General features: G+C 70.3%; 16 protein-coding genes and 1 tRNA gene. 11 read left to right on the plus strand and 6 right to left on the minus strand.

Going from position 1 to position 18,060, the window contains the following annotated elements; all coding sequences use genetic code 11:
* Nucleotides 1-43: 43 nt before the first annotated feature.
* On the plus strand, nucleotides 44-904 hold the full coding sequence (gene rsmA, locus HD597_RS56835; protein WP_253756859.1) for a 16S rRNA (adenine(1518)-N(6)/adenine(1519)-N(6))-dimethyltransferase RsmA: 861 nt from the start codon (nucleotides 44-46) through the stop codon (nucleotides 902-904).
* Between the two features lie 362 nt (nucleotides 905-1,266).
* Here rsmA and HD597_RS56840 read toward each other — a convergent pair whose 3' ends face one another.
* Nucleotides 1,267-1,998 carry an SDR family NAD(P)-dependent oxidoreductase gene (locus HD597_RS56840; protein ID WP_253756861.1) on the minus strand — a complete coding sequence of 244 codons (732 nt, stop codon included), beginning with the start codon at nucleotides 1,996-1,998 and terminating at the stop codon, nucleotides 1,267-1,269.
* Nucleotides 1,999-2,098: 100 nt separating this feature from the next.
* On the opposite strand from HD597_RS56840, the gene HD597_RS56845 reads away from it, so the two are divergent.
* The 3 genes from HD597_RS56845 to HD597_RS56855 all read left to right on the plus strand — a co-directional run bounded on the left by HD597_RS56845 (nucleotide 2,099) and on the right by HD597_RS56855 (nucleotide 5,687).
* Nucleotides 2,099-2,764 carry a TetR/AcrR family transcriptional regulator gene (locus HD597_RS56845; protein ID WP_253756863.1) on the plus strand — a complete coding sequence of 222 codons (666 nt, stop codon included), beginning with the start codon at nucleotides 2,099-2,101 and terminating at the stop codon, nucleotides 2,762-2,764.
* A 155-nt stretch (nucleotides 2,765-2,919) separates the two neighbouring features.
* Nucleotides 2,920-3,822, plus strand: coding sequence for a 4-(cytidine 5'-diphospho)-2-C-methyl-D-erythritol kinase (locus HD597_RS56850; protein ID WP_253756866.1), 903 nt, complete (start codon nucleotides 2,920-2,922; stop codon nucleotides 3,820-3,822).
* A gap of 44 nt (nucleotides 3,823-3,866) precedes the next feature.
* Complete coding sequence (locus HD597_RS56855; RefSeq protein WP_253756869.1) at nucleotides 3,867-5,687, plus strand: ABC-F family ATP-binding cassette domain-containing protein; 1,821 nt, start codon at nucleotides 3,867-3,869, stop codon at nucleotides 5,685-5,687.
* Nucleotides 5,688-5,718: 31 nt separating this feature from the next.
* Here HD597_RS56855 and HD597_RS56860 read toward each other — a convergent pair whose 3' ends face one another.
* Complete coding sequence (locus tag HD597_RS56860) at nucleotides 5,719-6,225, minus strand: MarR family winged helix-turn-helix transcriptional regulator (protein WP_253756872.1); 507 nt, start codon at nucleotides 6,223-6,225, stop codon at nucleotides 5,719-5,721.
* 81 nt (nucleotides 6,226-6,306) lie between these two features.
* On the opposite strand from HD597_RS56860, the gene HD597_RS56865 reads away from it, so the two are divergent.
* From HD597_RS56865 to HD597_RS56880, 4 genes are read left to right on the plus strand one after another with little or no spacing between them, the layout of a single operon-like run.
* Nucleotides 6,307-7,053, plus strand: a complete 747-nt coding sequence (locus HD597_RS56865) for a trans-aconitate 2-methyltransferase (protein WP_308210906.1) — start codon at nucleotides 6,307-6,309, stop codon at nucleotides 7,051-7,053.
* The gene (locus tag HD597_RS56870; RefSeq protein ID WP_253756874.1) at nucleotides 7,050-7,400 is read left to right on the plus strand and encodes a VOC family protein; all 351 of its coding nucleotides are present in this window, start codon (nucleotides 7,050-7,052) and stop codon (nucleotides 7,398-7,400) included. Before HD597_RS56865 ends, HD597_RS56870 begins: the two co-directional genes overlap by 4 nt.
* 52 nt (nucleotides 7,401-7,452) lie before the next feature.
* Nucleotides 7,453-8,931 (plus strand): CYTH and CHAD domain-containing protein, encoded by a 1,479-nt coding sequence (locus HD597_RS66345; protein WP_253756876.1) that lies wholly within the window; start codon nucleotides 7,453-7,455, stop codon nucleotides 8,929-8,931.
* Nucleotides 8,928-10,103 (plus strand): cytochrome P450, encoded by a 1,176-nt coding sequence (locus HD597_RS56880; RefSeq protein WP_253756879.1) that lies wholly within the window; start codon nucleotides 8,928-8,930, stop codon nucleotides 10,101-10,103. Before HD597_RS66345 ends, HD597_RS56880 begins: the two co-directional genes overlap by 4 nt.
* A 3-nt stretch (nucleotides 10,104-10,106) precedes the next feature.
* Here HD597_RS56880 and HD597_RS56885 read toward each other — a convergent pair whose 3' ends face one another.
* The 4 genes from HD597_RS56885 to HD597_RS56900 all read right to left on the minus strand — a co-directional run bounded on the left by HD597_RS56885 (nucleotide 10,107) and on the right by HD597_RS56900 (nucleotide 15,017).
* Nucleotides 10,107-10,949 carry an NUDIX hydrolase gene (locus HD597_RS56885; protein WP_253756882.1) on the minus strand — a complete coding sequence of 281 codons (843 nt, stop codon included), beginning with the start codon at nucleotides 10,947-10,949 and terminating at the stop codon, nucleotides 10,107-10,109.
* A complete protein-coding gene (locus HD597_RS56890) occupies nucleotides 10,942-13,002 on the minus strand; it encodes an RNA degradosome polyphosphate kinase (protein ID WP_253756884.1) in 2,061 nt (686 codons plus the stop codon). The genes HD597_RS56885 and HD597_RS56890 overlap by 8 nt, the downstream gene beginning before the upstream one ends.
* A 118-nt stretch (nucleotides 13,003-13,120) precedes the next feature.
* The gene (locus HD597_RS56895; protein ID WP_308210907.1) at nucleotides 13,121-14,047 is read right to left on the minus strand and encodes a TetR/AcrR family transcriptional regulator; all 927 of its coding nucleotides are present in this window, start codon (nucleotides 14,045-14,047) and stop codon (nucleotides 13,121-13,123) included.
* A 31-nt stretch (nucleotides 14,048-14,078) separates the two neighbouring features.
* Nucleotides 14,079-15,017: an acyl-CoA desaturase gene (locus HD597_RS56900; RefSeq protein ID WP_253756888.1), complete on the minus strand. Its 939-nt coding sequence runs from the start codon at nucleotides 15,015-15,017 to the stop codon at nucleotides 14,079-14,081.
* Nucleotides 15,018-15,282: 265 nt separating this feature from the next.
* On the opposite strand from HD597_RS56900, the gene HD597_RS56905 reads away from it, so the two are divergent.
* The 3 genes from HD597_RS56905 to HD597_RS56915 all read left to right on the plus strand — a co-directional run bounded on the left by HD597_RS56905 (nucleotide 15,283) and on the right by HD597_RS56915 (nucleotide 17,925).
* Nucleotides 15,283-15,354: transfer RNA gene (locus HD597_RS56905), tRNA-Gln, on the plus strand.
* Nucleotides 15,355-15,502: 148 nt separating this feature from the next.
* Nucleotides 15,503-16,951 (plus strand): bifunctional UDP-N-acetylglucosamine diphosphorylase/glucosamine-1-phosphate N-acetyltransferase GlmU, encoded by a 1,449-nt coding sequence (glmU, locus tag HD597_RS56910; RefSeq protein ID WP_253756890.1) that lies wholly within the window; start codon nucleotides 15,503-15,505, stop codon nucleotides 16,949-16,951.
* Nucleotides 16,948-17,925 (plus strand): ribose-phosphate diphosphokinase, encoded by a 978-nt coding sequence (locus HD597_RS56915; protein WP_308210908.1) that lies wholly within the window; start codon nucleotides 16,948-16,950, stop codon nucleotides 17,923-17,925. The genes glmU and HD597_RS56915 overlap by 4 nt, the downstream gene beginning before the upstream one ends.
* Nucleotides 17,926-18,060: the final 135 nt, after the last annotated feature.

The raw sequence follows: 18,060 nt of genomic DNA on the forward strand, positions 1-18,060 counted from the left end.
ATCCTCTCCTTTGGTCTCCCCATCCGCCATCGCACGTTCTTCGATGCGGGAGACTGGTTGGATGATGAGGCTGTTGGGCCCTGCAGAAATACGTATTTTGGCGAACAAGCTAGATCTACGTCCGACAAAAAAACTGGGCCAGAACTTCGTGATCGACGCAGGGACCGTCCGTCGCATCGTCCGCGTGGCCGACCTCTCGCCCGATGACGTGGTCATAGAGGTGGGCCCGGGCCTCGGCTCGCTGACGCTCGCGCTCCTGCCGGAGGCCGCGCACGTGGTCGCCGTCGAGATCGATCCCGTGCTGGCCGGGCAGCTGCCGATCACGGTGGCCGAGCGCGGGGCGGCCGACAGGCTCACGGTCGTGAACGCCGACGCCATGAAGATCACGCCCGACGACCTCTCGGGTCACACGCCCACGGCGCTGGTGGCCAACCTGCCGTACAACGTGGCCGTCCCGGTGGTGCTGCACCTCCTCGAAGTGCTGCCGTCGCTGCGCAAGGGCCTGGTGATGGTCCAGTCGGAGGTGGCCGACCGGCTGGCCGCCGGGCCCGGCTCGAAGGTGTACGGGGTGCCGTCGGTCAAGGCGGCCTGGTACGCCGACGTCCGCCGGGCCGGTCCCGTGGGCCGTACCGTCTTCTGGCCCGTCCCCAACGTCGACTCCGGCCTCGTCTCCCTGGCCCGCCGCGACCCGCCGGCCACGTCGGCGTCGCGGCAGGAGGTGTTCCAGGTGGTGGACGCGGCCTTCGCGCAGCGCCGCAAGACCCTGAGGGCGGCGCTCGCGTCCTGGGCCGGCACGGCCGCCGACGCCGAACGCACGCTGCGTGCGGCCGGGGTGGACCCGTCGGCGCGAGGCGAGCAGCTCGACGTGACGGCCTTCGCCCGCATCGCCGAACTCCGACCCTGACCCACGGGCGAGCGGCCCCGCGCAGAACCCTGTGACAGGGCAGCCCTGCCGCCCAGGGCCCTTGCCACGCGAGGGCTCAGTGCCGGGGGGCGGTAGCGCCAGGGACGGCGGCCCGGGAGGCAGCGCGCCGAGGACAGCGCGCGCCCAGGGACGCGCCCAGGGACGATGCGGCGCCGACGGCCGGTGAGCGGGCCGGTGAGCGGGCCGGTGCGCGGGCCGGTGCGCGGGGCGGTGCGGTGCGGAGGCGGTGTGGAGGCGGTGTGGTGCGCGGGCGCGGCCCGGGGGTGGTGCCGGCGTCTCGCCGGGTAAGTGGAGCTCGGGCGCGAGGGTGGCGCGGTGCGGAAGCCCGGCCCGAGGGCGGGTCACGAGAAGGCGCTGATGGTCACCTCGGGCCGGTCCCGCTTGGTGTAGAGGTCCCAGGCGGTGCCGGCGATCACCTCCGGGTCGAGGGTCCGGCCGCCCACGTCACCGAACCGCTCCGGCTGCGAGGCCACATGCGTGTGGATGTCCCCCCGCTCGATCAGCCCGCCGATGATCAGGCTCCCCGCGTAGACCCCCTTCCCGGCCAGTGCCGCGTTGAGCGTCAGTGAGTAGTTGCGCAGCGCCGCCGAGGAGATCGCCAGGCCGCCGAGCGCGGGCATCGGCATGACGGCGCTGAGCCCGCCGGCGAACAGCAGCCCGCCCTCACCCCGGGCGACCATGCCGGGCAGCACCCTGCCGACCAGGTCGACCGCCGGATACACCAGCTCCATCGCCTCCTGGACATCGGCCGGGGTGATGGAGGTGATGGAGGCGGGCGCGGCGTCCAGGTCACCGGCACCGGGCCCGTAGTAGAGGACGTCGATCGCGCCGAACCGCTCGCCGATCGCGTCCAGCGCGGCCGCCGCCCGGTCGCGGTCCCGCACGTCGGCGACGAACGCCGCCGCCTCCACCCCGGCCCCGGCCAGCGAGGCCACATAACCGGCGTGGCGGGCGTCGCTGCGCGAGACGAGCGCCACGGCGTACCCTTCGCGCCCGAACCGGTGGGCGACGGACATGCCGAGCCCCGGCCCGGCTCCGATGACGACCACGGTCTTGCGTGCTGCAGCGGGCATGACGATGCCTCTCCTTGAATTAAGTCGAGGGTTTCCTCAACTTGATGGGCCAGACCGTACCACAAACTTGAGGGCATCCTCACATTCGTATGATGGAGAGATGGCAGCCGGAACCAAGCCGCTGCGGTCGGATGCCGCGCGCAATCGCGACAAACTGCTGGTCGCCGCCACCCAGCTCTTCGCCGAGCGCGGCCTCGACGTGCCCCTGGAGCACGTCGCCCGCCGCGCCGGCGTCAGCATCGGCACTCTCTACAATCACTTTCCGACCCGCGAGGCCCTTCTCGGAGCGGTCATGCCCCAGCGGCTGGCGGCCCTGGAGCAGATCACCGCGACCGCGCTGGCCGACCCCGACCCCTGGGCGGGGTTCGTCGGCTTCCTCGACGGGCTGTTCGCGCTGCAGGCGGAGGACCACGGCCTGAACGAGGCCCTGGCCCAGGGCTTCTCCCTGGCCAGTGACGTGAGCCAGGCATGTCACCAGGGCTTCGTGGACGCCCAGCGGATCATCGAGCGCGCCAAGGCCGCCGACCGGCTCCGCGCTGACTTCGGGCCCCAGGACCTGGTCACCCTGATCTGGGCGATGTCCCAGGTCATCCGCGAGTCCATGGGCACCGCTCCGGGCGCGTGGCGCCGCTGCCTGGCGTTCTTCCTCGACGGCCTGCGCGCCGAGGCCGCGCACCCCCTGCCCGCCGAGGCCGGAAACCCTGCCGAGTCCGGGAACCCTGCCGAGGCCGGAGCCTCCATGCCCGACGAGGCCGCCGCCCGCTAGCGCGGCCCCGGCAAATGCCCACCAAACTTGACGCTCCGTGCCGGTGAGCGGCCGGGTCATGCGGTTCATCTTTCAAGAACCGCATGTCAGTCCTGCGTGCCGGATAACATCGAGTGTCCTTGACCCCGGCAAGCGATGAGAGTGGCAGAAGATCGATGAGTTCGGTGACCGTACGTGTGCCCGCGAAGGTCAACGTGCAGCTTTCTGTCGGCCCGCTCAGGGAAGATGGCTACCACGACCTGGTCAACGTCTTCCACGCGGTATCGATCTTCGATGAGGTGGTGGCCAAGGAGTCCGACTCGATCACCGTCCAGGTCGACGGCAAGTGGTCCGACCAGGTGCCCGTCGACGACTCCAACCTCGCCATCCGCGCCGCCCGCGCCCTGGCCAAGCACGCGGGCCGCACCTACGGCGCCGACCTCGTCATCCAGAAGGACATCCCGGTGGCGGGCGGCATGGCGGGCGGCAGCGCCGACGCGGCGGGCGCGCTGGTGGCCTGCAACGAGCTGTGGGGCCTGGGGCTGCCGATCGAGGACCTGATGGAGATCGCCGGCGACCTCGGCAGCGACGTCCCGTTCTCGCTGATCGGCGGCACGGCCGTCGGCACGGGGCGCGGCGAGCAGCTCAGCGAGCTGCCCACGGGGGGCACGTTCCACTGGGTGTTCGCGCTGGCCAACGGCGGGCTCTCGACGGCCAGCGTGTACGCGGAGTGCGACCGGCTCAGGCAGGCCGCGGGCGCCGAGGTGCCCTGGCCCCAGCTCAACGACTCGCTGATGGAGGCCCTCGGCACCGGCGACGCCTACGCCCTCGGCCGCAACCTCAGCAACGACCTCCAGGCCGCCGCGCTCAACCTTCGCCCGGAGCTCGCGCCGACCCTCGACGCGGGCGGCCAGCACGGAGCGCTCGGCGCGATCGTCTCCGGCTCCGGCCCCACCTGCGCCTTCCTGGCCATCGACGCCACGCACGCCCGCGACCTGGCCCAGAGCCTGACCGCCACGGGCGCGGCGCACACGGCGGTGGCCGCGCACGGCCCCGTCCAGGGCGCCGTCCTGGTCTGATCGGCGGCGGGAGGCCCACGGGGAGCCGATACCCTGGGTAGGCCATGAATCTGGTCAACCTTGAGTCCGTTTCCCACGCCTACGGCCCCAAACCGCTCCTCAGCGACGTCTCGCTAGGAGTGGAGGCCGGCGAGCGCATCGGCGTGGTCGGCCGCAACGGCGGCGGCAAGACGACGTTGCTGTCCGTGCTGGCCGGCACCGTGCGCCCCGACAGCGGTCGCGTCACGCACAACCGCGGCCTGCGCGTCGGCTTCCTGTCGCAGCAGGACACCCTGGATCCCGGCGCCACCGTGGGCGAGATCGTCCTCGGCGGCCTGGCCGAGCACGAGTGGGCGGGCGACCAGCGCGTACGCGAGATCCTCGCGAACCTGATCGGCGACCTCGACCTCGGCTCCAGGGCCGGCGACCTGTCGGGCGGCGAGCGCCGGCGCACCGCGCTGGCGAAGCTGCTGATCGACGACCACGACCTGATCATGCTCGACGAGCCCACCAACCACCTCGACATCGAGGCCATCGCGTGGCTGGCCGGGCACCTGGCGGGCAGCAAGAGCGCGCTGGTGGTGGTGACCCACGACCGGTGGTTCCTCGACGCCGTCTCCACCCGCACCTGGGAGGTCGTGGACGGGCGGGTCGAGCGTTACGAGGGCGGCTACGCGGCGTACGTGCTGGCCAAGGCCGAGCGGGCGCGCATCGCGCAGGCCGCCGAGGAGCGCCGCCAGAACCTCATGCGCAAGGAGATCGCCTGGCTGCGGCGCGGCCCGCCCGCCCGCACGTCCAAGCCGAAGTTCCGGATCGAGGCCGCCCAGGCCCTGATCGCGAACGAGCCACCGGCGCGCGAGACCGTCGAGCTGATGCGCTTCGCCGCCGCCCGCCTCGGCAAGACCGTCTACGACCTGGAGAACGTCACCCTCCACGCGGGCGGCCCCGGCGCGGGCCCGCTGGTGCTCGACCATCTGACGTGGCAGTTCGGCCCGGGTGACCGGATCGGGCTGATCGGGGTGAACGGGTCGGGCAAGTCGTCGGTGCTGCGGCTGCTCGCCGACACGATCAAGCCCGACTCCGGCCGGGTGGTGCGGGGCAAGACCGTGCGCCTGGCGCACCTGTCCCAGGAGCTCGGCGAGGTCGATCCGAGCCGGCGCGTGCTGGAGTCGGTGGAGGAGGTGCGCAAGTACCTCCAGCTCGGCAAGCGGGAGTGGACCGCCTCCCAGCTCCTCGAACGCCTGGGCTTCCGCGGCGACGCGCAGTGGAAGGTCATCGGCGACCTGTCGGGCGGCGAGCGGCGGCGGCTGCAGCTCCTGAGGCTGCTCATGGACGACCCCAACGTCCTGCTGCTCGACGAGCCCACCAACGACCTCGACATCGAGACGCTCAACGAGCTGGAGGACCTGCTCGACGGCTGGCCGGGCACGCTGATCCTGGTGAGCCACGACCGCTACTTCCTGGAGCGGGTCACCGACCGGTGCGTGGCGCTGCTGGGCGACGGCAAGCTGTCGCTGCTGCCCGGCGGGGTGGACGAATACCTCGAACGCCGCGCGGCGGGCACGGCGGTGACCGCCCGGCTCGGCGCCGGCGTGCCGGCCCCCGCGGCGGAGGCCGGCGTTCCGGCCGCTCCCGCCGGTGCGGCGGCCGAGCAGGGCGGGCTGTCCGCCAAGGAGGAACGCGAGCTGCGCAAGGAGCTCAACCGCCTGGAGCGCCAGCTCGACAAGCTCAGCGACCAGGAGTCCCGCCTGCACGCTGCCATGGCCGACGCGGCCAGCGACTACGCCAAGCTCGGCTCGCTGGACGCCCAGCTGCGCGAGATCACCGCCCAGAAGGACACGGTCGAGGCCGAGTGGCTGGAGGTCGCCGACCGCCTGGGCGACTGACGCCCCCCGGCGGGCCGAGGGGCGGACGAGGTCAGAGCGGGGAGTCGAAGGGTGTGAGGAGGGTGCGGAGCAGCGACGCGAGAGCGCGCTGATCCGCCGCCCCCAGCCCCGACAACAACTCCCGCTCCCGCCGCAGCAGGTCGTCGAAGGCGGCGTCCACCCGGGCCAGCCCCGTGTCCGTCAGCGAGACCAGCACGCCACGCCGATCCTCGGGATCGGGCCGCCGCCGCACCAGCCCGGCCTGGGCGAGCCGGTCGATGCGGTTGGTCATCGTGCCGGAGGTCACCAGCGTGGCCCGCAGCAGGGCTCCGGGGCTCAGCTCGTAGGGCTTGCCGGCCCGCCGCAGGGCGGTGAGCACGTCGAACTCCCACGGCTCCAATGCGTGTTCGGCGAAGGCCGCCCGCCGCGCACGGTCGAGATGCTTGGCGAGTCGTGACACTCTAGAGAGCACCTGGAGCGGCTCGACGTCAAGGTCGGGGCGCTCCGCTCGCCAAGCCGCGACGAGGCGATCGACCTCGTCTCTAGCATCCTCCGTCATGACACACAAGTGTACTGTCTTGACATCGAGATATCTCTCTCGATATCAATTATCTCTATGTCAAGAGATATTTGGGACCCCGTGACGTACGCGATCTACGCGGACGAGCGCTCACGGCCGTTCATCGAGCTGATCTCACGGGTGGGAGCCGTCGAGCCCGACTACGTCGTGGACGCCGGCTGCGGCGACGGCGAGCTCACCGTGGAGCTGACCAGCCGCTGGCCCAACGCGACCGTGGAGGGCTACGACTCCTCGCCGGCGATGATCACCAAGGCCCGCAAGCTGGAGTCGTCGGTCAGGTTCGCGGTGGCCGACGTAGCCACGTGGCGCCCCGACCGGCCCATGGACGTGCTCGTCTCCAACGCCGTGCTGCAGTGGGTGCCCGCCCACCGCGACGTGCTGGAGCACTGGGTCGAGGAGCTGGCCCCCGGCGGCTGGCTGGCCTTCCAGGTGCCGGGGAACTTCGACGCCCCCAGCCACGTCGCGATCCGCGAGCTGTGCTCCTCCCGCGCCTGGTCCGACAGGCTCGGCGACCTCTCCAGGGGCATGCCCGTGGCGGAGCCGCTGGAGTACGTCGACCTGCTCAACCAGGGCGGCTCCCAGGTGGACGCGTGGGAGACGACGTACGTGCACATCCTGCACGGCGAGAACCCGGTGCTCGAATGGGTCTCCGGCACCGCCCTGCGCCCGGTCTTCGACCGCCTCGACCCCGACGAGCAGCGGCGCTTCAAGCACGACCTCGCCAAGCCGCTCGCCGAGGCCTACCCGGCCAGGAGCTACGGCACGCCGTTCCCGTTCAGGAGGATCTTCGTGGTGGCGCAGAAATGACGATCAAGGGCCTGCACCACGTGCAGCTCGCCGCGCCCGAGGGCAGCGAGCCGGCCTTACGCGAGTTCTACGCGGGCGTGCTGGGCCTGCGCGAGGTGCCCAAGCCCGCCGGGCTGGCGGGCCGCGGAGGTGTCTGGTTCAGGGGCGAAGGGGTGGAGATCCACCTCGGCATCGAGGAGGGCTTCAGGCCCGCGCGCAAGGCCCACCCCGCCCTCCTGGTGGACGATCTCAACGCGTACGCGGACAAACTGCCCGACGCGCGGGAAGACGCCCTGTTTCCTGGGTATCGACGCATCTATGTTTCTGACCCGGTCGGCAACAGAATCGAACTCCTGCAACCCGTGTGATGTTCACCTTGCGGTGGCATCATGGTCCGAAATCGGACACTTGTGAGGTGTAGTGGGCATCGAGATCGAGGACAAGTTCGACGTCCCTCCGGAGTACGAGATCCCCGACCTCGGTGGTCTCGCGGACATCGTCGGCCCGAAGAGCTACCAGCTGGTGGCTCTCTACTTCGACACCCCCGACCTGCGGCTGGCCGCGCGCGGCGTCACGCTGAGGCGAAGGCGGGGCGGTGCCGACGCGGGCTGGCACCTGAAGCTGCCCAAGGCCAAGGGCGTGCGCCAGGAGATCACCCACCCGCTCACGCGCAGCACCAAGCTCGTCCCCCCGGAGCTGGCCGAGCTCGTGCGCGCCTACACGCGCGGCGCCGAGCTGAAGGTGGTCGCCGAGCTGGAGACCCGCAGAAGCGTCACGGTGCTGAAGGACGGCGAGACCGGGCTGGTCGAGATCGCCGACGACCGCGTCAAGGGCACCGTGTACGGCGACGAGCCCAGGATCCTGCGCTGGCGCGAGGTCGAGGCCGAGTTGCTCGAAGGCGGCACCCCGCAACTGCTGGCCAAGGTCGGCAAGCGACTCAGGAAGGCCGGCGCGAACGCCTCCGAGGCCACCAGCAAACTCGCCAAACTCCTCGAACCCGCCCCCCTCCCCACGGCCCCCACGAAACCGGGCAGCGCCGGTGAGATCGTCATCGGCTACCTGGCGAGCCAGGTCAAGGCCCTGCTCTCCCAGGACCCGCGCGTGCGCCGGGCCGAGGAGGACGCCGTCCACCAGATGCGCGTGGCCGCCAGGAGGCTGCGCAGCGCGCTCAAGGCGTTCAAGACCGTCGTGACGGACACCGGCGAGGTGCAGGAGGAGCTGCGCTGGCTCGGCACCGTGCTCGGCGAGGCCCGCGACCTCGAGGTGATCAGGGCCAGGTTCACCAAGGCGCTCGCCGGTCTGGCGCCGGAGCTGGTCACGGGGCCCATCCAGGCCCGGCTCGGCTCGGACCTGCACAAACGCGAGGAAGAGGCGTACGAGCGGATCAAGGAGGCGCTCAGCGGCGACCGCTACTACGTGCTGCTCGACTCGCTCGACCGGCTCGTCGCCGCGCCGGCCCTGGGCAAGGCGGCGGCCAGGCCGGCGCAGACGGAGCTGCGCACGGTAGCCGCCGCGAACTGGAAGCGGGTGACCAGGCGGTACGACGAGGCCCAGGCCATCGAGGACCCGGAGCGCCGCGAGATCGCCATGCACGACGTGCGCAAGGCGGCCAAGCGCGCCCGCTACACCGCCGAGGCGCTCCAGCCGAGCCTGGGCTCCGACCTGGGCAGGCTCGCCAAGCTGGCCGAGAACGTCCAGGAGGTGCTGGGCACCTACCAGGACGGCGTGGTCGCGCAGGAGACGCTGGCCAAGGAGGCCGAGAGCGCCCGGCAGGCGGGCGAGGACACCTTCACGTACGGGCTGCTGATCGGGATCGAGCGCAACACCGCCGAGCGGGCACACGCCGAGTTCCCCCGAGTCTGGAAGGAGACCGTCAAAGCGGTTAGTAAGGTTCTATGAGGAGCCTTCCTACCATCCCCTTCGAACGCAGCAGTCTGCTCGAGGTGCCCGAGGCGTACCGGGAACTGCGGGCGGAGAAGGGCATCGCGAAGGTACGCACCCCGGCGGGCGACGAGGTCTGGCTGGTCAGCGGGTACGAAGACGCCCGCGCCCTGTTCAACGACGGCCGGCTCGGACGCTCTCACCCGGACCCGGACAACGCGCCACGCCTGTCGGGCTCGCCGCTGCTCGGCGGGCCCCGTGGCGACGTGGCCACGGAGAAGGCCGAGCACGACCGCATGCGCCGGTTGTTCATGCCGGCCTTCTCCGCGCGCCGCATGAAGCGGCTCAGCGGGCACGTCGGCTCGCTGGTGGACGAGCGGCTGGAGCACCTCGCCAAGCTCACGCCGCCGGTGGATCTGCACGCCGAGCTGTCCTTCCCGCTTCCCGTGCTGGTCATCTGCCAGCTCCTGGGCGTCCCGTTCGAGGACAGGGAGTACTTCAGCGGCCTGTCGTACCGCATGGGCGACATGCGCGAGCGGGAGCGGGCGCAGGCCGCCATGGACGAGATGAGCGCGTACACGGCGGGCCTGATCGAGCGCAAGCGGCACGAGCCCGCGGAGGACGTCCTGTCGGACCTGGCCGGAGAGCTGGACGACGACGGGACGATCGCCGAGCTGGCCGGCTCGCTGCTGTTCGCCGGGCACGAGACGACCGTCAACCGCATCGACTTCGGCGTCCTGCTCCTGCTCGCCAACCCCGGCCAGCTCGACCTGCTCAGGGCCGATCCGGGGCTGGCGCCGGGGGCGGTCGAGGAGATCCTGCGCCTGGCCTCGCCCAGCCTGCACGGCCTGGCCAGGTACGCGCACGAGGACATCGAGATCGGCGGCCTGACGATCCGCAGGGGAGAGGCCGTCGTGATCACACCGGGGGCGGCCAACCGGGACGAGCGGATCTATCCCGATCCGGACGCGTTCGACCTGCGCCGCCCGCTGACCGACCCGCACCTGAGCTTCGGGTACGGCCCGCGCTTCTGCGTCGGCGCCAGCCTGGCCAGGGTCGAGCTGGAGGCGGTCTTCAGCCGCCTGTTCCAGCGCTTCCCCACGCTGCGCCTGGCCGTTCCTGAGCGGGAGCTGCCCAGGACCGAGGGGAGGATCGCCGACGGGTACGCGGAGCTGCCCGTCGCCTGGTGAGGTTCAGGTCGGATAGCGCTCGACGCTGACGACCCGCCCGCCGGCCCTGTGCAGCACCCCGAACGAGCCCTTGCGCAGGTGCACGTCCTTGCCGCTGAGGGCGCCGATCAGGCCGGGCAGCACCTTGCCGTGGCTGCACACGGCGGCGGGCGCCGACAGGTTCCCGACCAGGGCGGGGGTCTTCTCCGGGTCCTGACCCTCCTCGCTGAGCAGCGGCTCGACCTTGATCTCCGCCCCGGCTCCCGCCGCGTACGGCTCCAGCGTCTGCACGCAGCGGGCGCTGGGCGAGCTCAGCAGCAGCTCGGGCCGGTAGGCGGGCAGCGCGGTGGCCAGGCTCTCCGCCTGGGAGACCCCGTCGGTGTCGAGGGGCCGGGCGGCGTCGTCGCCCCGCCACTCGCTCCTGGAGCCGGCCGAGCCGTGCCGGACGAGCAGGAGGGGCACCGTGCCGAGCGGCGCGGCGCCCAGGGCCCGCAGCAGCCCGGCGTCCCACTCGTACGTCAGCAGCCGCCTGGCCTGCGTCACGGGCAGCCAGCGCAGCTCGTCCACCTCCTCGCCGGGCTCGAACCCGTCGTCGGCGACGGCCCGCGCCGCCCAGTAGTCGACCCGCTTGAGCCGGCCGGCGCTCATGTAGTGCACGGGCGGCAGCGCGCGGCCGAGCAGCACGCTCAGGCCGGTCTCCTCGCGGACCTCGCGCAGACCGGCGGCGATCACGTGCTCGCCGGGCTTCAGCTTGCCCTTGGGGAAGGTCCAGTCGTCATAGTTCGGGCGGTGGATGACGGCCACCTCGGGGCTGCTCTCGTCGCCCCTCCAGACCACGGCTCCGGCGGCGCGGAGCAGGTCAGTCATCAACGGTCCTCCATCGACGCGTACCGATGAGACGGCTCTGCATGTCCTCGCCGTGATGGCGGACCCACGTGCCGTCGGAGTTGAGCCACCACGTGGTCGTGGTGTCGGCCATGGCCTGGTCCATCAGATCGATGAGGTAGGCCTTGTGCTGCTGGGAGGTCACCTTGACCAGGGCTTCGACGCGTCTGTCGAGGTTCCTGCGCATCAGGTCGGCGCTGCCGATCCACACCTCGGGCCGCCTGCCGAGGCCGAACTCGTACACCCTGGAGTGTTCCAGGAACCGCCCGAGCACCGATCGCACGCGGATGTTCTCGGACAGGTCGGGGATGCCCGGACGCAGGATGCAGATGCCGCGCACCCACAGGTCCACCGGGACGCCTGCCCTGGACGCCCGGTAGAGCGCGTCGATGATCGGCTCGTCCACCAGGGAGTTCGTCTTGATCCTGATCCGGGCGGGCCGGCCGGCCAGCTGGTGGGCGATCTCCCGCTCGATCCTGGCCACCAGCCCGCTGCGCATCGAGTGCGGCGCGACCAGCAGCCGCCGGTAGGCGGAGTGGTGGGAGTAGCCGGTCAGGTGGATGAACAGGTCCGTCACGTCCTCGCCGACCAGCGGGTCGGCCGTGAGCAGGCCGAAGTCCTCGTACTGGCGGGCGGTCTTGGGGTTGTAGTTGCCGGTGCCGATGTGGCAGTAGCGGCGCAGCTCGCCCGAGGGCTCCTGGCGGACGACGAGGGCGAGCTTGCAGTGGGTCTTCAGCCCGACCACGCCGTAGACGACGTGGCAGCCGGCCCGCTCCAGCTTGCGGGCCCAGGAGATGTTGGCGTGCTCGTCGAAGCGGGCCTTGATCTCCACGACCACCACGACCTGCTTGCCCGCCTCGGCCGCGTCGATGAGCGCGTTCACGATGGGGGAGTCGCCGCTGGTCCGGTAGAGGGTCTGCTTGATCGCCAGGACCCGCGGGTCCTCGGCCGCCACCTCGATGAAGCGCTGCACGCTGGTGGCGAAGGAGTCGTACGGGTGGTGCAGCAGGATGTCGCGCTCGCGCAGCGTCGAGAAGAGGTCGTCCTCGGCGTTGATCACCTCGGCGGGCACGAACGGCCGGTAGCTCAGCTCGCCCCTGTCGAGGTCGGCGATGGCGTGCAGCCCGGTCAGGTCGAGCGGCCCGGGCAGCCGGTAGATCTCGTGGGGGGCCAGCTCCAGCTCCTCCACGAGCGGTGCCAGCACCTCGGGCGTGATCGTGTCCTCGACCTCCAGCCGCACGGGCGGCCCGAAACGCCGCCTGAGCAGCTCCTTCTCCAGGGCCTGCATGAGGTTCTCCGTGACGTCCTCGTCGACGTCGAGATCCTCGTTCCTGGTCACGCGGAAGACGTGGTGCTGGAGGATCTCCATGCCCTTGAAGAGCTGCCCCAGATGGGCGGCGATGACGTCCTCGAGCGGCACGAACCGGTCCTTCGACGCCTGCACGAACCTGGGCAGCTGCGAGGGAACCTTCACCCGGGCGAACACGGTGTGCTCGGTCGCCGGGTTGCGCACGAGCACGGCCAGGTTCAGGCTGAGCCCGGAGATGTACGGGAAGGGGTGGGCGGGGTCGACGGCCAGCGGCGTCAGGACGGGCCTGATCCGCTCCCTGAACAGCTTGCGCAGCTCCGTGCGCTCCTCGCGGCCCAGGTCGTCCCACCGGACGATCTCGATGCCCTCGGTCGCGAGCTGCGGGCAGATCTGCCGGTGGAAGACCGCCGCGTGCCGCCTGGCCAGCTCGTCCGCGATCGCGGCGATCCGGATCAGCTCCTCGCGCGGCTTGAGCCCGCTCTTGGTGCGCAGCAGCAGGCCGGTGGCCATCCGCCGCTTGAGCCCGGCTACCCGGACCCGGAAGAACTCATCCAGGTTGCTGGCGAAGATGGCCAGGAAGCGCACCCGTTCGAGCAGTGGCAGCGAGGGGTCCTCGGCCAGTTCGAGCACGCGCAGGTTGAACTGGAGCCAGCTCTCCTCGCGGTTGAGAAAGCGCTCCTGTGGCAGGGGCAGGTCATTGGCAGGCTCGAACGGTTCCGCGGACATATGGCGTATATTGCCCCGTTTGATTGAACAGAACGTTAACGTAGCCGCAACGGCTCACCTGTGCAGGTCAGCCCAGCTCAACCCAATCGTCACTCCGCACGCCCATCCCGTTCAAGAGTCACTCGGGATGATCTACCTGTTCGAGACGGGCGGCGCGCTCGGCCAGCCTCGCCTCCCGCTGGCGGATCTTCTCCTCCCGCTCGCGGGCCTTCTCGGCCTCCTTCAGCAGCCGCTCGCGCTCCTTCAGCTCGCGTACGCGGGCCTTCTCGGCCTCCTTGAGCTCCTTCTGGCGGACCTTCTCCGCCTCCTTGAGCTCCCGCTCGCGCGCCTTCTCCAGCTCGCGCAGCTCCTTCTCGCTGGACGGGCGGGGCTGCGGCGGCCTGGCCGCACCCGTGAGGGCCCGGCTGGTGGCCGTGATCCTCGGGTTGGGGTTGAGCCCGGTCAGGCCGTTCCAGGCCAGGTTGACCAGGTTGGCGGCGACCTCCTCGCGGCCCGGCTTGCGCACGTCGAGCCACCACTGGCCGGTCAGGGCGACCATGCCGACCAGCATCTGGGCGTACATCGGGGCCAGCTTGGGGTCGTAGCCGCGGGCCGCGAACTCGTCGGCCAGCACGTCCTCGACCTGGCTGGCGATCTCGCTGATCAGGCTCGCGAACGTGCCGGTGCCCGAGGCGGCGTGGGAGTCGCGCACGAGGATGCGGAAGCCCTCGCTGCTCTCCTCGATGTAGCGGAGCAGGGCCAGCGCGGCCCGCTCCAGCTTGACCAGGGAATGGGAGGCGGCGAGGGCCTCGGTGATCATGCCGAGCAGCTTCTGCATCTCGCGGTCGACGACGACCGCGTAGACGCCTTCCTTACCGCCGAAATGCTCGTACACCACGGGTTTCGACACCTGTGCGGTCGCTGCGATCTCTTCGATAGAGGTCCCGTCGAACCCCTTCTCCGCGAAGAGGGTGCGGCTGATCTGGATCAGCTGCTCTCTTCGCTCGCTACCGGACATGCGCCTGCGAGATCGGGGTTCGGTCACGGTTTCCATAATGACGGTCATGCTTCCACGACCGCTCACCGCCTGATCGACGCTAGGCAATGCGCTTGGCCGCGAGCCGCTCGGGCGTCGGCCAGCGCACGTCGTACACCCAGCCCAGCTTCTCGAAGATCCGGATCAGGCCGGCGCTCAGGTCGATCTGGCCCTTGAGCGCGCCGTGCCTGGCGCAGGTCGGGTCGGAGTGGTGCAGGTTGTGCCACGACTCGCCGAAGGACGGGATGGCCAGCCACCACACGTTGCGGGACTTGTCGCGGACCTGGAAGTCCTCCTCGCCGAAGACGTGGCAGATCGAGTTGATCGACCAGGTCACGTGGTGCAGCAGGCCGATGCGGACGAGCGAGCCCCAGAACAGCGCGGTCAGGCCGCCCTGCCAGGACCAGGTGAACAGCATGCCCAGCACGCCCGGCAGCAGGATCGAGGTGAGGGCGAGCGGGCCGAACCACTTGTGCAGCTTCAGCACGTCCTCGTCCTTGCACAGGTCGGGGGCGTACTTCTCCCTGTTGGTGCGCTCGCTCTCGAACAGCCAGCCCATGTGCGCGTAGAGCAGGCCCTTGGCCATGTTCTTGAAGCCCGGGCCGAAACGCCACGGCGAGTGCGGGTCGCCCTCCTTGTCGGAGAACTTGTGGTGCTTGCGGTGCGTGGCCACCCAGTCCAGCACGGACATCTCCAGGGACAGGCTGCCCGCGATCCCCATCGCGATCTTCAGCGGGCGCTTGGCCTTGAAGGAGCCGTGCGTGAAGTAGCGGTGCAGGCCGACGGTGACGCCCAGGCCGGAGACCACGTAGAAGACGAAGGCGATGGCGATGTCCGTCCAGCCGAGTCCCCATCCCCACGCGAACGGCACGGCGGCCGCGATCGCGACCAGGGGCAGCCCGACGACCAGGCCGAAGGTGATCAGTTCGGACTTTGACTTCGGTTCGGCTTCGAACTCGGGCTTGGGGGCAGATGCAGAGCGCTCGGCGACAACGGTCATCGGCGACCTCCAAGGGCATGTATGAGATTGAATGTCCGGGCTACGCAACCGTAACCTACGCCAGCGTAAGTAAGGAAGCCCTAAGGATGGAATGGCCAAAAGGTGGTGCGAGCCGGGGCAAGGTGAGTGGGATTCGTGTCTTGCGTCTTTTCGGCCGGTCTGTTACCCACGCGCAGGCGAGACATGCATGAGGGTCAATACAGGCGCGCGTGCGGCTGCGGGGTCGGTATCGTAGAGGGGTGTCGGACATCACGTGTCCGATCTGTCCCGGATCGTCTAATCGGCAGGACAAGTGGTTTTGGTCCACTTTGTAGGGGTTCGAGTCCTCTTCCGGGAGCCGTGAAGCACCTCCCCCAGAGAATGTTCCGGGGGCGGCCAGGTATCCTCACGGTGTCGGGAGGGTAGCGGTGCGGTTGACGTACCGAACGCCCTGAGTAGTTGACGTACCGAAGCCCGATCCGTCCAGTCACAGGGAGCCTCAGCCCGTGAGTGTGCCGCGCCCGGCAGCCGTGATCGTCCTCGCCGCCGGCGAGGGCACCCGGATGAAGAGCCAGACCCCGAAAGTCCTGCATGAGGTGTGCGGCCGCGCACTGGTCGACCACATGCTCGCCGCCGCCCGCGACCTCGGTCCCGAGCAGCTCATCGTCGTCATCGGCCACGCGCTGGAGCGGGTCGGCGGCCACCTGGCCGCCACCAGCCCCGACGCCCGCGCCGTCGTGCAGCGGGAGCAGCGCGGCACCGGCCACGCCGTGCGCACCGTGATCGAGGAGGTCGGCACGATCTCCGGCACCGTCCTCGTCACCTACGGCGACGTGCCGCTCCTGCGCACCCAGACCCTCACCGACCTGCTCGAACGGCACGCCGCCGAGGGCAACGCGGTCACCGTGCTGACGGCCGAGGTGCCCGACCCGACCGGTTACGGCCGGATCATCCGCGACGAGGCCGGCGCCGTGCTGGAGATCGTCGAGGAGAAGGACGCCGACGCCGGGCAGCGCGCCGTCAAGGAGATGAACTCCGGCATCTACGCCTTCGACGGCCTGCTCCTGGCCGACGCCGTCAAGCGCGTGTCCACCGACAACGCCCAGGGCGAGGAGTACCTCACCGACGTCCTGTCCATCCTGCGCCGCGACGGTCACCGGGTCGGCGCCTGCGTGGCCGGCGACTTCGTCGAGGTCGAGGGCGTCAACGACCGCGTGCAGCTCGCCGCCGCCCGCAAGGTGCTCAACCAGCGCCTGCTGGAGCGGCACATGCGCGCCGGGGTCACCATCATCGACCCGGCCGGCACCTGGATCGACGTCGGCGTGCGCATCGGCCCCGACGCCGTCATCCACCCGGGCACCCAGCTCCACGGCGCCACCGTCATCGAGTCCGGCGCCGAGGTGGGCCCCGCCACCACGCTGACCGACACCCTCGTAGGCGAGGGCGCGGTCGTCCGCAACACCGTCGCCGACCAGGCCGAGATCGGCCCGGAGGCCAGCGTCGGGCCGTACGCCTACCTGCGCCCCGGCACCGTGCTCGGCCGCAGGTCCAAGGCCGGCACGTTCGTGGAGATGAAGAACACCAAGGTCGGCGAGCGCTCCAAGGTGCCGCACCTGACCTACGCCGGTGACGCCACGATCGGCCAGGACGTGAACATCGGCGCCTCCACCGTCTTCGTCAACTACGACGGGGTCAACAAGCACCACACCACCGTGCGCGACGGCGCGTTCGTCGGATGCGACACCATGCTCGTCGCTCCCCTGACGGTCAACGAAGGCGCCTACACGGCGGCGGGCTCGACCATCACCGACGACGTCCCGCCGGGTGCGATGGGTGTGGCACGGGCGCGACAGCGCAACATCGAGAAATGGGTCTTGCGCAGGCGCGCGGGCACGAAGTCGGCCGCGCACGCGCAGCGGGCGCTGGCCGAGCAAGAGCAGGAGAATCAGCAGTGACCAGCATCAAGCAGCCCGGAGAGAAGAACCTCATGCTCTTCTCCGGGCGGGCCCATCCGGAGCTGGCCGCGGAGGTCGCCGAGCACGTCGGCGTCTCCCTCACCCCCACCAAACTCATCGACTTCGCCAACGGTGAGATCTACGCCCGCTACCTGGAGTCCGTACGCGGCTGCGACGCCTTCGTCATCCAGAGCCACACCGGGCCCATCAACAAGTGGATCATGGAACAGCTCATCATGGTCGACGCGCTCAAGCGGGCCTCCGCCAAGCGCATCACCGTGGTCATGCCGTTCTACGGCTACGCCCGGCAGGACAAGAAGGGCCGTGGCCGCGAGCCCATCACCGCCAGGCTCATCGCCGACATGTTCAAGACCGCGGGCGCCGACCGCCTGATGTCGATCGACCTGCACACCTCCCAGATCCAGGGCTTCTTCGACGGCCCGGTGGACCACCTGTTCGCCATGCCGGTCCTGGAGAGCTACCTCAAGAACAAGCTCGACCTGGAGAACACCACCGTCGTCTCGCCCGACACCGGCCGCGTGCGGCTGTCGGAGCGCTGGGCCGACACGCTCGGCACGCCGCTGGCGTTCATCCACAAGCGCCGCGACCTCGACGTGGCCAACTCGGTGAAGGTCAGCGAGGTCGTCGGCAAGGTGCGCGGCCGCACCTGTGTGCTGATCGACGACATGATCGACACCGCCGGCACGATCTGCAAGGCCTCCGACGCCCTCTACGAGCAGGGCGCCACCAACGTCATCGTGGCCGCCACCCACGCGGTCTTCTCCGACCCGGCCGTCGACCGCCTCAAGAACTCCCGGATCTCCGAGGTCATCGTCACCAACACGCTGCCGCTGTCGCAGGCCTCCAGGTTCGACAAGCTCACCGTGCTGTCGATCGCGCCGCTGATCGCCCGGGCGATCACCGAGGTCTTCCAGGACGGCTCGGTCACGAGCTTGTTCGAGGGCGACACGTGAGCGAGCGCGGCGAGTGAACGACCAGACGCGGCGCCCGCGGCTTGTCGGCCGAAGGCTGCCGAGCCCTTAGACTTACAGGGTTGCGCTCGTAACGCCTTCCGCTAGGGCGGGTGAGGGTGAGCGCCGAAGACCATC

Origin of the sequence: Nonomuraea thailandensis (genome assembly GCF_024172165.1) — a bacterium.
Taxonomy (GTDB): domain Bacteria; phylum Actinomycetota; class Actinomycetes; order Streptosporangiales; family Streptosporangiaceae; genus Nonomuraea; species Nonomuraea thailandensis.